This window comes from Nostoc sp. DedVER02, assembly GCF_034530675.2.
In the GTDB taxonomy this organism is placed as follows: domain Bacteria; phylum Cyanobacteriota; class Cyanobacteriia; order Cyanobacteriales; family Nostocaceae; genus Nostoc.
On sequence record NZ_JAVRCP020000002.1, the window covers coordinates 403975 to 419947 of the forward strand.

The window sequence follows — 15973 nt, forward strand, 5'->3', positions numbered from 1 at the left end:
GTTAATACAGATGTGTTAACCTTCTAAAAATCGTTATGATTTTCAACCAAGACCAAAGTATTTTCTATACTGCTCAATTTGTTTTTGAAATCCCTTCAATAGTTGGTCAAAATCAATATTATTTCCATCTTCATTATTGCTATCCATATTGATGATGTTCAGGATATTTTCATAATTTTGGGATTGCGACCATAATTTTAGATTGGCTAATCCATTATTTTCCTCAGATGGTGTGAAATATTTTTCCATTTCTGCGATTGTCTCACCTATTAGAGGAACGACATCAGAATTATTTAAACTTGTGATAGTTTCTGGTGTCAAATATTTTGCCGTTTCTGTGATTGCCTCACCTATTAGAGAAACAACATCAGAATTATTTAAACTAGTGGTAGTTTCTGGTGTCAGATATTTTGCTGTTTCTGTGATTGCTTTGCCTATTAGAGAAACGACATTAGAATTATTTAAACTAGAACTTGTCTGTGATGTTAGATAATTTTGCGTCTGTCCATAGATGCGTAACAGGTTATTGTTAGATGTCACCTGGCTCGCTAGAGAACTGACATTAGAAATATTTAAATTAGAGTTTGTACTTTGTGTTTTATTTGCTGTGTCTGCGTAGCCTGCTGTAGAAATCACCTGATTTGCCAGAGAGCTAACATTAGAAACATTTAAACTAGAGTTTGTGCTTTGTGTACTATTTCCAGCTGTTTCTGTGACAATTTGACGGACTTGGCTATCAGTCAAACTGGGGTTAGCACTAAGCATCAGGGCAACTATACCAGCAACGTGGGGAGCAGCCATAGATGTACCGCTATAAGTGGCATACTGATTGTTTGGAACTGATGAATAAACCTTGACTCCTGGAGCGGTGACATAAGAGATTTCATTGGTTCCAGAGCGGTTAGAGAAGTCGGCCATTTTATTATTTTTGTCTACTGCTCCAACAGCAATTCCTGACTTTGATGCATAGCGGGCGGGATAGTCTGGTGATGAGTCACCATCATTACCTGCTGCCATGACGACAATTACTCCTTTGCTGCTGGCATAGTTAATGGCTGACTCTAGAGTACTATTGTCAGATCCGCCACCTAAACTGAGATTAATTACATTAGCTCCATTATCCGCAGCGTAGCGGATACCTTTAGCTATGGAACTATAGGAACCAGAGCCAGAATCGTCCAAAACTTTGACGGGCATAATTTTGGCATTGTATGCAATACCAGTGACACCGTAGTTATTATTTTCTCCTGCGATCGTGCCGGAAACATGAGTACCATGACCGTTTTTATCTAAGGTGTTGTTGTTTTTATCCGCAAAGTTCCAGCCGTAAGTATCATCAATATAGCCATTACCATCATCATCTATACCGTTACCTGCAATTTCCTTGGTATTCGTCCAGATATTATTTTTTAAATCCTCGTGGTTGTAGTCAACCCCAGTATCTACAACAGCAACCACAACGCCTTTACCTGTATATCCGTGTGCCCAAACTTCTGGTGCTTTAACAAGGTCTGCTCCCCAATTATTGCCACCAAGATCGGCAACATCAGCAAAGGTATTCTGATTAGTAGCTTTAGCCACTGCTGCTGCTCCATTAATTAGGCCATAGCCATTAGTGGAGTTATAACTTTCCGTTCTAAAAGTATTAGTAGTCGTATCAGTGTTATTTTCGGAACCACGGTTATTTAGCAACTGCACATCAGAGTCGGCTGAACTGTAGCTACTACGTCCACTTAAATTGAGGCTAGAGGCATCTTTAGTATTAAATGTATCTAATGAAGAAGTTGAAGTGGAATTTAAATTTTTATTAGTAGAAAAAAAATTGTTATTAGTATTAGCATTGAGCATAAGTGTTTTTTCTCAATATTGGCAATGGTTTTTACCAGTTTATTCACTCATGAAAATTTTCATGGGTGAATAAGCTGTATTGTTAATAATTACTATGAAATCTAATAATAAAATGCTAATTTTATTACCAAAAAAATATGATGATAATCAGGATTTTTGTGAAGAGCTACACTGATTTTCACGTATTTTAAAATCTACCTAATTATAAATAAGAGGCGGAATGAGCAGCATTTGCTGCTCATTCCGCCTCCTATAAAAATTCTATTTTACTTTTGATAAACGACACTTAAGGGATTGTTCTATGCCAAGCTATTTGCTGCTGTCGTTGTGAGAATTTGACGCACTTGGGCATCAGTTAGACCTTTCTTAGCACTTAGCATTAGCGCAACTACACCCGCAACATGAGGAGCCGCCATAGATGTTCCGTCTTTAGAACCATACTTATTACCCGGAAGTGTCGAATAAATACCAATTCCTAGATCTCCATCACCTTCAAAGTATGCTCCAGGCGCTGTAACGTATGCGAGTGGAGTTGTTCCAGCGCGGTGAGAGAAGTCGGTAAGTGTCCGATCGTAGAACACTGCTCCAACCGCAAGTCCCCACTGGGTAGCATAGTGGGCAGGATAGTCTGGTTCTGATTTACCATCATTACCTGCTGCCATAACTGTAATTGCGCCTTTGCTGGCAGCATATTGAATGGCTGACTGTTCATCGCTGCTCGCAGAACCACCTAAGCTGAGGTTAATGACATTAGCTCCATTATCCACTGCGTAACGAATACCTTTGGCGATCGCACTATTAGTACCTTGACCATCGCTATTCATAACTTTCACCGGCATAATCTTGGCATTATAGGCAATACCAGTGACACCAAAGCTATTTTTCACTCCAGCAATAGTGCCAGCAACATGAGTACCATGACCGTTGTCATCTAATGGATTGTTATTGTTGCCGACGAAGTTCCAACCGTTGACATCATCAATGTAGCCATTACCATCATCATCTTTGCCGTTGCCAGCAATTTCCTTGGTATTTTTCCAGATATTAGCGTTCAAGTCAGGGTGATTGTAATCTACCCCACTATCTATCACAGCTACAATAACGCCCTGACCAGTGTATCCCTTTGCCCAAACTTCTGGTGCTTTAATTGCATCGGCTCCCCAATTATCACCACCTAAGTCAGGCACATCAGCAAACGTACTCTGACCTAAAGCTTTTGCTACTGCGGCGGCGGCATTTACTAAGCCATAACCTGTAGTGGAGTTAAATCCGCCACCATTGACAGGATTCAAGGTAATTGGTGTGTTAATGTAAACGCCGTTGTTACCTTCGTTGCTTTCAACGACATTTCCTAGCCCATCGGCTTTAAATATCAGGTAGTATTTCCCAGCACTAATAGTAGGAGCAAGCGTAATAGATGTGGAGCGAGAAGTAACGGCAGAAGGTGCCAGAGTCGAACTACCCTCAATTTCTGTACCTAAGCTGATATCATCATCGTTACCAAATGTTGTATCTCGTGAAAGATAAAAACTTGTCTTACTCCCTCCAGCACTGCCATTACCTTGGTTTTTCAGTTGATAATTAACTAGGAGTGTAGTACCGATAGCAGCACTAGTAGCAGCAGACGTAGCATTTTGTATTACTAAGTCTGGTGCAGTAATTGCGATCGCTTTGGCAACGACATTGTTATTTTCATTGCTTTCTCTCAACGATCCAAAACCATCAGCTTGGTATAGAAGATAGTAGCTACCGGGAGTAATAGTGCTGGAAAGGTACAGGGATGCAGACTCGGAAATTACAGCAGAGGGAGCAATGTCAGAGATACCGATAATATCCGAACCGAGCGAAATGTCCTCAGTACTGAGGCTGGTATCTTTAGAAAGATAAAAGCGTATGGTGTTAACACCAGCTTTACCATTACCTTGATTTTTCACCTGATAGCTTAGTTGGATTGTTGTACCAATGTTGGCGCTAGCAGGAGCCGAAGGATTTTGTATTAATAGGTCTGGTGCCGCAATCGTAATTGCTTTGGCCGTAACGTTGTTGTTTTCATTACTTTCAAAAATCTCGCCATTGCCATCGGCTTGTAAGAGCAGGTAGTAATTTCCAAAAGTAATATTACTGCTGAGTATTAAAGAATAGGACTCTGAACTATATTTACCTTCGCCTAATCCAGAGTAGAAGTAGCTTCGGGAATAGCTTAAGTATGTGTCATCGCCGCTCAAGGTCGTATCTTTAGAAAGATAAAACTTCGTTGTACTAGAACCAGCACTAGCAGTACCTTGATTGGCTAGTTGATAATTGACTGTGATTAAGCTACCGGGGTCAACAAGACTAGGAGCCGAAATATTTTGGATAATTAGGTCTGGTTTAGGGCCATTAATAGCGATCGCTTTGCTGACAATGTTATTAGTTTCGTTGCTTTCGCCAACATTGCCATTAGCATCAGCTTTATACAACAGATAATAGTTACCTGCGGCGATCGCATTGTTAATGATGGCTGATGCTGTTTCTGAGCTAGTAGCACCTGCGGCAACAGCGTTAACGCCATCGGAGCCGACCAACACATCATCATTACTAAAAGCATTATCCTTAGATATATAAAACTTGGTGGTAGTTGCAACAGCACCACCAACACCTTGATTTTTTACCTGATAGCTCAGTTGAATGGTGCTACCAACGGCTGTTGTACTGGGAGATACAGCGTTTTGTATTATTAAGTCTGCTTGGGTAATAGCGATCGCTTTACTAGCAAAGTTATTGGTTTCATTGCTCTCAAGTGCATTTCCTGCACCATCAGCTTGATAGAGTAAGTAATAGTTACCTGTGGCGATCGCATTGTTAATGATCACTGATGCTGTTTCTGAGCTAGTAGCACCTGCGGCAATAGCGTTAACGCCATCGGAGCCTAACAATACATCGTCATTACTAAAGGCATTATCCTTGGATATATAAAACTTGGTGCTAGTTGCAACAGCACCACCAACACCTTGATTCTTGATCTGATAGCTTAGTTGAATAGTGCTACCAACTGATGCTGTACTAGGGGCTGAGGTATTTTGAACTATCAGGTCTGATTTTTGAGTTGGAGTAATGGTGATTACTCCGGCAATACCGTTGTTAGTTTCATTGCTTTCAGCAACATTTCCATCACCATCGGCGATGTATGCTAAGTAATAATTCCCGGCAGTGATGTTACTGCCAATATTGAGTGTGGTTGACTCGGAACTATAACTACCCGCAGCAATGCCGCTAACGTAGTCATAGCCCAAGTACACATCTTCATTTCCGATATTCAAATCTTGGGAGAGATAAAACTTGGTGTTGCTAGCAACAGCACTGGCATTGCCTTGGTTTTTGATTTGATAGTTCAGTTGAATGCTACTTCCAGCCACCGACGAACTGGGATTAGAAATATTTTGTACTACTAGGTCTGGTTTAGTAATATTAATTACGTCAGCAACAGCGTTGTTGTTTTCGTTGCTTTCGGCAACATAGTTATAGCCATCGGCTTGATACACCAGATAATAGCTACCTGCAGCGACGCTATTGCTGATGGTGAGTGTGGTTGACTCTGGACTGTAGTAACCAAATGGAAGACTGGCTACATAGTCATCGCCTAAGAATATATCTTCACTCCCTAGATTCAGATCCTTAGACAGATAGAACTTGGTGTAGCTATAACCAGCACTGGCATTACCTTGGTTCTCAATTTGATAGCTTAATTGAATGGTACTGCCAGCTGCGGCAGAACTGGGAGCGGAAACGGTACGTGCTATCAGGTCTGGTTGAATAGCTGCGATCGCTTGATTAGCATTCTTGTTACTTGCACTACTCTTAAAACTATTTATGCTACTCAAACTGGAGCCAGATTCATTATTAGGATTATCAAAAATATTAGATTTTTCTGATGATACAAGACTGGCTTTTATTGCAGAATTTTCATTAATAGAGTTACGGTCTTTGGTAAAAAACATTAGTACTTTCACTTCGTATAGTCAAGTAGATTCGCACCAAAATAAGTACTCAATTCCTTGGTATATAAGGAATTGAGTCGTAAGACATTTCTTTGTAAGACAGGTGCTACAAATATACTTAACTATAAGATCGCGTAATTAGCAAGTAAGATTACAGTTTTCTGCATACTTAAGAAATTCAAAAGGCGAATGGAGCATAACTCCATTCGCCAAAGACTATCTTTAAACCATTTTTAAGGCATCAAGTAAGCACAAGCTAGCTTGTTAAAGGTATTAAATGTTTGCTTGTTGCCGTTGATATAGTGACCAATACAAACCCTTTTGTTGCAATAACTCTGAGTGAGTACCACGTTCGGCAATTACGCCTTGCTCTAATACCAAAATCAAATCTGCGCGTTTGAGAGGGGCAAAGCGATGAGCAATGAGAAACACGGTACGGTTAGCGGAAACTTTTTGCAGGTTTTGTAGGACTTGTTGTTCAGTTTCACTATCCAAAGCGCTGGTAGCTTCATCTAAAACTAAAATCGGCGCTTGGGAAAGAAATAACCTTGCTAGGGCAATACGTTGCCTTTGTCCGCCAGATAAAGCTGTACCGCGTTCACCGACATTGGTTTCATAACCGTAGGGTAATTGACTGATGAAGTCGTGGGCTACTGCTAGTCTTGCCGCCTCTACCACTTGTTCTGAGGTAATGTCAGGGCTACCGAGAGTGATATTTTCCAAAATGGAACCGTTGAATAAAAAGTCTTCTTGGAGAACTACACTAACTTGTTGCCGCAGTGAAGCTAAATCGGCACTTTTAATATCAAAACCATCAATAAGGATACGTCCTGATTCAATTTGATAGAGGCGTTGCAATAGTTTAGATAGGGTACTTTTACCAGAACCGCTACGTCCGACAATGCCAACAAATTGCCCTGGTTCGGCATTGAAGGAGATTCCCCGCAGAATTGCTTCGAAGTTCGGGCGGTAGCGGAAAAATACTTGCTCGAAGGTGACTTGTCCTTTTAGGGGTGGTAAAACTAGACCGGTTCCGAGTTCGGCTTCTGGGGAGACGTTGAGAATATCACCGATGCGATCTACAGAAAGTAGCACTTGTTGGAGGGTTTGCCATAACTGTACTAAGCGCAAAAGTGGGCCTGTAACTCTGCCAGATAGCATTTGAAAGGCAACTAGTTGTCCAATTGTGAGCTTTTGTTCGATGACTAATTTGGCTCCAAACCAAAGAATCAGCATGGTGGAAAAATTGGTGAGGAAGTCACCGATATTGCTGCTGATATTGGAGGTAGTAGAAGCTTTAAAACCAGTGCGGATGAAGCGAGCAAATAAGCCTTCCCAGCGATCGCGGGTGACTGGTTCTGCTGCATGGGCTTTAACTGAATGAATGCCGGTGATTGTCTCTACTAGAAAGGATTGACTATCAGCACTCCGGTTAAAGGTTTCGTTCAGCCAGTTACGCAGAATTGGTGTTGCAACTATCGTCAAAGTCGCAAACAGTGGCAGTACTGCTAAAGCCACAAAGGTAAGGGGGATATTATAGTAAAACATCAATGCTAGGTAAACCACAGCAAAGATGCTATCTAGAATCACAGTTAATGCTGTACCTGTGAGAAACTGACGAATTTGTTCGAGTTCCTGGACTCGTGCTACTGTATCTCCGACGCGCCGCGACTCAAAATAAGCCAAAGGCAGACGCATTAGATGGCGAAATAGCTGTGCTGATAAACTTAAATCCAGACGACGGGCTGTATGGGTAAAGATGAATAGTCGCAGGATGCCAAGTACAGACTCAAAGATGGCTACGCATAAAAGTGCGATCGCCATCACATCGAGAGTCGGCAAACTCCCCTGCACCATCACTTTATCGATGACGACTTGGGTAATTAGCGGTGTTGTTAACCCCAAAAGCTGCAAGGTAAAAGATGCTAATAATACCTCTGTTAGCAATCCTTTATATTTCCAAACTGCTGGAGTAAACCAACTGAGGTTAAATTTTTCTTGCTGGGATATGAGTTCTACTTGCCACAACCGTCCATCCCAAGATGCCTCAACTATGGACTGTGGTAAGCTTTCACAAAGGCGATCGGGATTTAGAGGGTTAGCGATAATTAAGCGATCGCCTTTAACTCCATAAGCTACCACCCAAGATGGACTTTGGGGTGAGTCAGAACTCCACAACAGTAAAGCTGGAAATGATAGCTGTCGCAACTCACCCCAACTCACTTGTAAGCGCCGCAACACTAGCCCTAACTTTTCTCCTGCCTCTACAACTTGTTTTGGGCGTTGTCCTCTAAGTTGACGCTGCACCCATTCCAGTTGCACAGAGTTTTCTAGCTGTTGCGCCACCATTGTCAAACAAGCAGCAGCAGTGTTCCAGCTAGCAACAAAGGGATAATTTGAGACGATTAAATTGGCGGCTGGGAGTCGTTTTTGCGGTTGGAGGCTGTGAGGGCTAGAAGTCCCGTCTGAGGCTGATATTACTGAAGGATTGGAAGAGAAGGAAAAAGTCTCCCTCTCGGACTCCATATCCACTGGTAAGACTTGCCAAAATTCCCGAATTTGTGGGTTAGAAAATTCTGCCCACAACGCTGAATCCCAATACACTACTACTACTTCTTTGCTAGCAGCTACAGCTTTAAAATCCGCAGACATTTTTTGTAAATCACCAAACCAATCCCCCACATCTAGGGCGGCCAAAGGTTTGCCAACTCCCTCTTCTCGTAAGCGAACTTTTCCAGCCACAATTAAGAACTGGTAACGACCAACATCGTTTGACCAAATTTTTTCTCCCAAACGATACTGACGAGTTTGGCACTCATTTTCTAATTGGGATTGTTGTTCGGGAGTCAGCCAGCATAGTGGTGGCTGACTCCAAGGCAAAGAAGCTAGCACTTTTAATCGTAAAGATTCATTATCCAGAATTTTTAACTCACTTGTAACTTGACTGTCAGTTTTTGAATTTTCTCTGCTAGCCATTTTTCAAATAACTCATTTTGTAATGCTTGCTTGAGTTGAGTATCTTCTAAAGACGCTGGCAGAAATTGTTCTACTCGAAACAAACCATAAGGTCCTTCTCCTTGGGGAGAGTCTTTGCCAACGATTTCTATTGGGCCTATTAATTGTCCAGGAGTTGCCACATCTATAGCTGCCCGTAATATATCCGGCATACTTCCTCGGCTGACTATTCCCATCATGCCGTTCACAATTCGGTCATCTGAAAGTGAATATTCTTTAGCTAGTTGCTCAAAACTACCTCCTTCTTCAATTTGGGTTTGGAGTTCGTCTGCCAATTCTCGATTATCAACAACTATCCGAGAAAGTACTACCCGATCCAAAAAGATTTTGCGTTCAATAAAATATTCTTGGATTTTTGATTCCGTGACTACAGCTTTCAGTTTTTCTAACTTGTAACCAAAAGTAACCGATGTGTGAAAGGTGGCGTAATCTGTGTTATTGGTCTTTAACCATTCTTGAAAACTTTGGGGGTCAGTGAGTTGATTTTTTAGTCTAAAGTCAATAATGGCCTGTTCGGTTATTGCTGTACCAATTTCAATATCGTCTCGGGTTCGGATTTCTTCCTCAATTACGTACTGGCGGAGAATATCCCCAATGAACTGCCCCAATTTTCCAGAGGCTTGCAGGTACTTTACAGCTTCCTCAATAGAAATTATTTGGTCATTAATTGTCAAAAATGATAAAGATTCCATGAATTAATTATGTAAAAATGGTGAAACACTTAGTAAGAATTTTAAATTAAATCATATATAGATTGTTTGGTCATTGATGAATAAAGAAGATAAAGTTTCCATGAAATAATTACATCTAAATGGTCAAAAAATTATCTAGCTAGTAAATACAATAATTTTCCATGATTATGTTTACAGTCTAGCGGGGGCAAAACAGGATTGAAAATATCATCGGTAGTGCAGTAACAAAGCAGATTGCATCTTTTCTACTACTGCCCCGCTACCGCTAACAAAAAAGAGGAACTGTTTTGCCCAATCCCCAATTCCCAATGCCCAATTCCCAATTCTCAATCTAAATGATATTTACCCATGCCCAGGAAAGTAGCACAGCCGCGATCGCACCGATTAATGTATTAAAAATATTTACTACTTCATTGGTCAGCCAAGTATACTTAGATTGCAGTGTTGCGCCTATTACACTTTCTAAGTTAGTGGCAATAAATGCTGCCAGTACACACCAAGCGACACCTAATAGATCGATTAAACCAACTCCCCAACCAACAAATGCGATCGCAACAGAAGCGACAATCCCAGCTAAAGTCCCCTCTAAGCTTACCGCTCCTTCTGTACCGCGAGGCACTGGTTTGAGTGTAGTAATCAGATAGGTACTTTTACCATAAGCTTTACCAACTTCACTGGCAGTAGTATCAGCCAGTTTAGTACTGAAACTCGCTACATAGGCTAACAATAATAGGGATTGGGGATTGGGGACTAGGAATTGGGGACTAGGTACAAGAAATCCTGAATTGATTATCCCTACTCCCAAGGCACATAGCGCGCCTGTCAAAGCGGAACCCCAGACATTCTCTGGCCCCCTTGCCCCAGAACGCTTTTCGGCAATTCCTTCAGCCTCTTTTTGCGCCATCCCGATGCGGGTAACGCCAGAACCAACCAGAAAATAGAACATTACTACTACATATCCTTGCCAGCCTAGAGTTACCCAAATTAGGATGGCTAGAAACCAGGCATGAAACGATCCAGCAGGGGTAAGCAGCTTTTTCGGAGCAATCCAAGCTAAACCCAATAGAATTGTGTTTAATACTACTGCCACCAACCAGGGATTAACAGAATCAATTAAGGATGACATCAGCAATTAATCATGAGTAATTTTGTCTGAACATCAACAGAATAACGAATTTGTCATACTTAGTGCTTAATTTCTGAAACTTCTTTAACTAAAGTAATATGTTTGTATTATTAATTAAATTGTATCTCCATTGCCCTCAAACTAAATGAAAAACTACAACCAACGTCTTACATATACACTGCAATATTGATTTAAGAACATGGATTAAACAAAATACAAAACTTTTGTTTAGTGAGGTAGACTCTTCGAATAAAAGATTCCCAGCATTTCATCATGGATGGTGCGTTAAGTTGCCAACACACTATCCACAATAAAGTTATAAGCAATTAAATCTACGTTCTTGAGTGTGTGCCCATACAAACATAAATTAGTATACCTGCATAAGTGAGAAGAGTCACCTGAAAAGTTAAGTGTAAATTATATAAATATAGAGCAAATTCCTGAGCTACAAGGTGCAGTGGTTAAAGTGGTACTCAGTCGCTAGTTTTAGTTATAAAGATAAAGGATATAAATTGTTGTCAATTAAAACTGTGATCAACTTGACCACAATTAAAACTTAACAGAATCAATTGTAGACAGCATCAACTACTAACATTTTTTCCACAAGCTATGAGCCAAACTTTATTCCATCTTGCTTTCCCTGTGACTGACATTGCCCAAACAAAAGCCTATTATGTGGATGGCTTGGGCTGCATTCCTGGTCGTGAAAACCATCACGCGCTGATTCTCAATCTCTATGGTCATCAATTAGTGGCTCATGTTACCAAAGAACCTTTGATACCGCAACACAGTATCTATCCTAGACACTTTGGGCTAATTTTTACCCAAGAGCGTGATTGGCAAGAATTATTAAAAAGGGCACAACAACAACAGCTACTTTTTCGTGAAGAAACTAAAAATCGCTTTGTTGGTTCTCCTCTTGAGCATCGCACTTTCTTTTTAGAAGATCCCTTTTATAACCTAATGGAATTCAAGTATTATCGTCACTCAGAGGCAGTTTTTGGGAGTTACGAACATACGCAAATTGGGGATAGGACTTAAGGGATTAGGAATTGGGAATGACGCTTGATAGCGTTCGCGCAGCGTCTCGTAGAGAGGAACGAGCGTCCGTAGGAGCGTCTAACTTGCTAACGTAATTCGTAATTTAAAGATGAATAAAGCTAGCGTGGTAAGCATTGTGGCTATTAATTGGATGCTTTCTTAAGGAAGGGCTGCTTAATAGGCTTTGTTAAAGCTGCTTTTACTGCTGCTAAACTCCTTGAGTCGGTCAGCATCCAAGGGTGTAGGGCTACTGGTACTATTACTTGGCTTCCTACGGGCATTTGTGAACTATTGGCTGGGACAATCATCAAATCATAAGGTGTCCAGATAGATGTAAAATCTAGTTGCTCCAATATTGCAGCATCAGAATTTAAATCTTTGAGAAAAATGCTGTCGGGGCGCATTTGTACACAACCAGGACGCTTAGAACCATAAGCAACTACGGTTCCATGATGGGGTGAAGAGATGGTGATAAACCTCTGCACGCGCTTAATTCCTCCCAATCGCTGGATATAGTAACGGCTGACAATTCCTCCCATACTGAAGCCGATTAAATCTAGGGTTTGTTCTGGTGCAAAGGTGGCTGTAACATAATCGGCTACCTGCTTTGCCAATTCATCAAGACCCACATCACCATTATTAGGAACCAAATCCAGGGAATATACAGACCATCCCTGTAATGCTAAGTGCCCTGCCATTTTATAGAAAACTAACCCCGTATCGTCAATGCCGTGTACCAATAGCACGGGATTGCGCTGCTGATTTTCAGTATTCATCTCTCAAATTTGGCTGAATAAAGTCTGTAGAAAATGTAACCAAGTACTGTTGGTATTTGCCAAAAGTCTATGACACTCCTCCTACTGGTTAAACGTAAACTGCTGGCTTTTTGTCTAATCAATAATTTTCAAGCCAAGAAGTGTTAATTTTTATAAAGCTTGCTTTCAGAATCTTGCTCTTAGTTACAGTAAAATTTAATAATTAGTTCTCGGTGTATAAGGGTCGCAAGTGCTTGCATAAAGAACATTTGCCCTATAGTTTTACTACAATGTTGATTAAGCACAAACCTATAAGGGTTGTCACCGAAACAAGGTGACGCAAAGCAGAAAATGTAACATTTTTTCGTAATTTTTAACAATTACGGTCGAGTTCCAAGATAATAACAGGCAGGAGTAATTGTAATGGATTTTATCAAAAAGTTATTTTCAGGTATTCTCAGTTTTATAACTGGGCTGTTACCAGGGAAGAAAAAAAGCAACGGCTACTTCTTAGAATTGGACGAAGCCAAAGATGCTGCCAAAGATGTTGCTAAAGAAGTAGCATCGAACGCGAAGAAAGTAGCAGAAACAGTTACATCGAATGCTAAGAAAGTAACGACAGCAATTGCATCAGAAGCTCCAACCCAATCCAAGCCAGATTCATTGAACGGAACAAAAACCGCTGCACAGAAGGATAAGGCAAAATCAGCTAAAAATCCCAAACCAGCTGATGTTACCCTAGTCCAGACTGCTGAGGGTCTTAAAGTTGAACCGGGCAAAAATGAAAAAGCCGCAGCAGCTAAAGTCCTCAAAGAGGAGCCAAAAGAAACTACCTTTGCGCCTAAATATCTCGCTCCTTCAGCGACTAGCTCTAATGGTCGTCGTCGTCCTGGGGCGAATATGAGCGCTTACTTAGACATGGCACGTCAGGTTAAAACCCCTGGTTAAATCACAGAGACGCGAAATTTCGCGTCTCTATACTACTGATAAGTTAAGTGTAAATACGCAATATCAAAACAAGTTTACCAGTTGTAGATGGGGGAACTCTCCAAAGTAGGAGCGATCGCTTAATTTCCTCCACTACAACTGCATCTTTTTGGGTTGAAGCTTCTTCGTCCAACATTATCCCTGCTACCCGACCTTTGTTGACTGTAAACTCAAAGACAATTTCACCACCAAAGCCTGGGGGTAAATTTGTTTGTTCTAAGTGTTGGATTAAGTCAGCAATTGCCGTTTCATCCAAGCCAGTCACGCTGATGACCTCTAACTGCCCAGAGATGGGTGCTGCTTATCTCATTTTCGTTACCAATGTAGCCATCGGTTAGAAGTACAACACTGCGTAATCTTTCAGCTGGTGAGGAGAGATTGATGGATGTACGAATGCCACTGAGCATTTCTGTACCGCCATTAGCTCATAAATTGTTTTATCTATCTAACAAACACCAGCCCACTATATAAATGAAAAGCTGAGTCCCAATTACTCTGTTCCCTGCGAAACAAATGGACATGAGACTTGATATTACTCAGCATTTCTGTTTGATCTAACGTTGTATCTGCAAATGACGTGAAATCTGACCAGATTTTAACTTGAGGTATTTGCTGGTCAATCCAACTTGATAAACTATTCCAATTAATTCTGATTGTATTTTGGCTAGCTTGGGGAATGATTTCTAAACCTTGCTGGAATTCATAACCGTTATCATCAAATCGGAGAATGCAACGTCTACCTGGTATGTGTAAATCACAAAACTGAGCATAGTCTTGTGTTTGAGTTTTCCATTCCAGTTTCCGGTGGGCATCAATATCTACAACTTGTTCAAAAATAGGTAATAATCCCACTACTTTTGCTGTGACTTCTGACCAGTCAAAGGTGAGAGAACCGAGTTGATTTGTGTCATTACGGCAAACAACAGTAGCTTGGGAAGTAGATTCTTGAAAATGTTTGACTTGATAAACTTGGATTTGCTGAATTTGAGCTATTGTTGCCCAAAAGCAAGGAATACCAGCCTGCTGTAACTGTTTACCGTAAAATTGTAGTTCTCCTACTTGACCAGTGCGGTACAACCTCCAGCCACGACTTGGTAGTACTAGCCTTGCAGTGTAGGGGTCTAGCTGCATAATTTGGGCGAATTTTCGAGCAGCTTCTGTTTTTAGTTCGTTACTGAGTGGCTCTAAAACTAATACGCCAAGTTCGGTGTTATTAGGTTCAGCTTTTGCTTGAGAAATGGCTCTTTGTCTTTCTTCAAGCTCAATTTCTTGTAGTCGTCGCAAACCTTGACGTGCTAGCGCCACTATTTTGGTATTTGTCGTATCTCGCAGCAGTTGTCGATAAACTTTTTCCGCATCCTGATACTTTTTGGATACTTCATGCAACCGCCCAAGATAAAATCGCACCCAAGGATTGTCTGGTGATTCTTTTTGCAGCTGTTTGAGTAATTTAGCAGCTGTTTGATAATCTTTATGGTCAAAGGCGATCGCAACTTGCTCAATCATCACTTATAAATAGACGCTAGAGTGATGTCTCGCGCAAAATTACTTTTGCGCGAGCTATAAATCAATACAGTTCAAAGACGCGATAAATCGCCGTCTCTACAAGTGTTTTAGTCTTATCTGAACTGTATTGAGCTATAAATCATTTATACTTCACAACTTGCGGTAATCAAGGATAATGCTACTACTGGGGCTGTAACTGCTCTCAGGATGCGGCGACCAAGGGAAACAGGTTGAAATCCAACTGCGATCGCATTCTCAATTTCTTGTGTTGTCCATCCCCCTTCTGGCCCGGTAGCAATGACAATTGTCATTTGTCCTACCCTGCGGGAAGCCGCAGAAGCGTCTATGTCCTTTGTCATTTGTCCTTTGGGCTGTAAGCAATCTTTTAAATGGGGAAACTCACCACGCGCTTCACAGATATATTGCTGGCTATTTGCAAATGACAAATGACTAATGACTAATGACAAACCCGTATTAAAAGCAACAGGCTCTAAAATTGTTGGTACAAAAGAGCGTTCTGATTGTTCGGCGGCTTCCGCAGCGATACGCCGCCAGCGTTCGAGCTTTTGAGGGCTAGGATGAAGTAAGGTGCGATCGCTCAATACTGGTGCAATACAAGTTACTCCCAACTCTGTACAACACCGTACCACTTCATCAAATCCATTGCCTTTGGGTAACGCCACCATCAACGTAATTGATACAGGTAATTCTGTTTCTACCAAAAGCGCTTCTAAAACCTCCGCCTGCTCCCCTGCAAGCTGCGCCAACCACCATTTTCCCTTACCATCCATTGCAATAAAGCGATCGCCTTCACGCAAGCGCAACACGCGCCCCAAGTAATGTTGCTGTTCTTTGGTGAGCAAAATTTGTTCTTGTTGAAATTGGGAGGGTGCGATCGCAATTCTTTGCAGTTGAGACATAGGAGTTGAAAATTTCAAGAATATCAAATCGTAAGGATTCAGCACCCAGGAGTCAGGAGCCAGAATTTATCAGGAATCTAGAATGATTGGTATATTTAGTCATCAA

At 41.2% G+C, this 15973-nt stretch carries 12 protein-coding genes; 2 read left to right on the top strand and 10 right to left on the bottom strand.

Annotation, left to right across the window (positions count from 1 at the left end; all coding sequences use genetic code 11):
* Positions 1-42: 42 nt before the first annotated feature.
* The 5 genes from RMZ41_RS05720 to RMZ41_RS05740 form a co-directional block, all read right to left on the bottom strand.
* On the bottom strand, positions 43-1848 hold the full coding sequence (locus RMZ41_RS05720; protein WP_322734511.1) for a S8 family peptidase: 1806 nt from the start codon (positions 1846-1848) through the stop codon (positions 43-45).
* A 299-nt stretch (positions 1849-2147) separates the two neighbouring features.
* Positions 2148-5825: a CARDB domain-containing protein gene (locus tag RMZ41_RS05725; protein ID WP_322640632.1), complete on the bottom strand. Its 3678-nt coding sequence runs from the start codon at positions 5823-5825 to the stop codon at positions 2148-2150.
* Between the two features lie 273 nt (positions 5826-6098).
* A complete protein-coding gene (locus RMZ41_RS05730; RefSeq protein ID WP_322640633.1) occupies positions 6099-8801 on the bottom strand; it encodes a type I secretion system permease/ATPase in 2703 nt (900 codons plus the stop codon).
* Entirely contained in the window at positions 8750-9532 is a 783-nt protein-coding gene (locus tag RMZ41_RS05735) for a peptidylprolyl isomerase (RefSeq protein WP_322640634.1), read from the bottom strand. Before RMZ41_RS05735 ends, RMZ41_RS05730 begins: the two co-directional genes overlap by 52 nt.
* Before the next feature lie 331 nt (positions 9533-9863).
* Complete coding sequence (locus tag RMZ41_RS05740) at positions 9864-10658, bottom strand: TIGR00297 family protein (protein WP_322640635.1); 795 nt, start codon at positions 10656-10658, stop codon at positions 9864-9866.
* A gap of 609 nt (positions 10659-11267) precedes the next feature.
* On the opposite strand from RMZ41_RS05740, the gene RMZ41_RS05745 reads away from it, so the two are divergent.
* A complete protein-coding gene (locus RMZ41_RS05745; protein ID WP_322640636.1) occupies positions 11268-11699 on the top strand; it encodes a VOC family protein in 432 nt (143 codons plus the stop codon).
* A 143-nt stretch (positions 11700-11842) separates the two neighbouring features.
* On the opposite strand, the gene RMZ41_RS05750 is transcribed toward RMZ41_RS05745, so the two are convergent.
* The gene (locus RMZ41_RS05750; protein WP_322640637.1) at positions 11843-12475 is read right to left on the bottom strand and encodes a triacylglycerol lipase; all 633 of its coding nucleotides are present in this window, start codon (positions 12473-12475) and stop codon (positions 11843-11845) included.
* A 402-nt stretch (positions 12476-12877) separates the two neighbouring features.
* Here RMZ41_RS05750 and RMZ41_RS05755 point away from each other — a divergent pair, with 402 nt between their 5' ends.
* Positions 12878-13402 carry a hypothetical protein gene (locus tag RMZ41_RS05755; protein WP_322640638.1) on the top strand — a complete coding sequence of 175 codons (525 nt, stop codon included), beginning with the start codon at positions 12878-12880 and terminating at the stop codon, positions 13400-13402.
* Between the two features lie 43 nt (positions 13403-13445).
* On the opposite strand, the gene RMZ41_RS05760 is transcribed toward RMZ41_RS05755, so the two are convergent.
* The 4 genes from RMZ41_RS05760 to RMZ41_RS05775 form a co-directional block, all read right to left on the bottom strand.
* The gene (locus tag RMZ41_RS05760) at positions 13446-13706 is read right to left on the bottom strand and encodes an after-VIT domain-containing protein (RefSeq protein ID WP_322640639.1); all 261 of its coding nucleotides are present in this window, start codon (positions 13704-13706) and stop codon (positions 13446-13448) included.
* Complete coding sequence (locus tag RMZ41_RS05765) at positions 13690-13848, bottom strand: hypothetical protein (RefSeq protein WP_322640640.1); 159 nt, start codon at positions 13846-13848, stop codon at positions 13690-13692. The genes RMZ41_RS05760 and RMZ41_RS05765 overlap by 17 nt, the downstream gene beginning before the upstream one ends.
* A gap of 34 nt (positions 13849-13882) precedes the next feature.
* On the bottom strand, positions 13883-14947 hold the full coding sequence (locus tag RMZ41_RS05770) for a tetratricopeptide repeat protein (RefSeq protein WP_322640641.1): 1065 nt from the start codon (positions 14945-14947) through the stop codon (positions 13883-13885).
* Between the two features lie 143 nt (positions 14948-15090).
* Positions 15091-15867, bottom strand: coding sequence for a 16S rRNA (uracil(1498)-N(3))-methyltransferase (locus RMZ41_RS05775; RefSeq protein ID WP_322640642.1), 777 nt, complete (start codon positions 15865-15867; stop codon positions 15091-15093).
* Positions 15868-15973: the final 106 nt, after the last annotated feature.

Excerpts from the sequence above, each read along its gene's own strand:
- RMZ41_RS05720 (WP_322734511.1), bottom strand. The coding sequence starts at position 1,848 with ATGCTCAATGCTAATACTAATAACAATTTTTTTTCTACTAATAAAAAT.
- RMZ41_RS05725 (WP_322640632.1), bottom strand. The coding sequence starts at position 5,825 with ATGTTTTTTACCAAAGACCGTAACTCTATTAATGAAAATTCTGCAATA.
- RMZ41_RS05730 (WP_322640633.1), bottom strand. The coding sequence starts at position 8,801 with ATGGCTAGCAGAGAAAATTCAAAAACTGACAGTCAAGTTACAAGTGAG.
- RMZ41_RS05735 (WP_322640634.1), bottom strand. The coding sequence starts at position 9,532 with ATGGAATCTTTATCATTTTTGACAATTAATGACCAAATAATTTCTATT.
- RMZ41_RS05740 (WP_322640635.1), bottom strand. The coding sequence starts at position 10,658 with ATGTCATCCTTAATTGATTCTGTTAATCCCTGGTTGGTGGCAGTAGTA.
- RMZ41_RS05745 (WP_322640636.1), top strand. The coding sequence starts at position 11,268 with ATGAGCCAAACTTTATTCCATCTTGCTTTCCCTGTGACTGACATTGCC.
- RMZ41_RS05750 (WP_322640637.1), bottom strand. The coding sequence starts at position 12,475 with ATGAATACTGAAAATCAGCAGCGCAATCCCGTGCTATTGGTACACGGC.
- RMZ41_RS05755 (WP_322640638.1), top strand. The coding sequence starts at position 12,878 with ATGGATTTTATCAAAAAGTTATTTTCAGGTATTCTCAGTTTTATAACT.
- RMZ41_RS05765 (WP_322640640.1), bottom strand. The coding sequence starts at position 13,848 with ATGCTCAGTGGCATTCGTACATCCATCAATCTCTCCTCACCAGCTGAA.
- RMZ41_RS05770 (WP_322640641.1), bottom strand. The coding sequence starts at position 14,947 with ATGATTGAGCAAGTTGCGATCGCCTTTGACCATAAAGATTATCAAACA.
- RMZ41_RS05775 (WP_322640642.1), bottom strand. The coding sequence starts at position 15,867 with ATGTCTCAACTGCAAAGAATTGCGATCGCACCCTCCCAATTTCAACAA.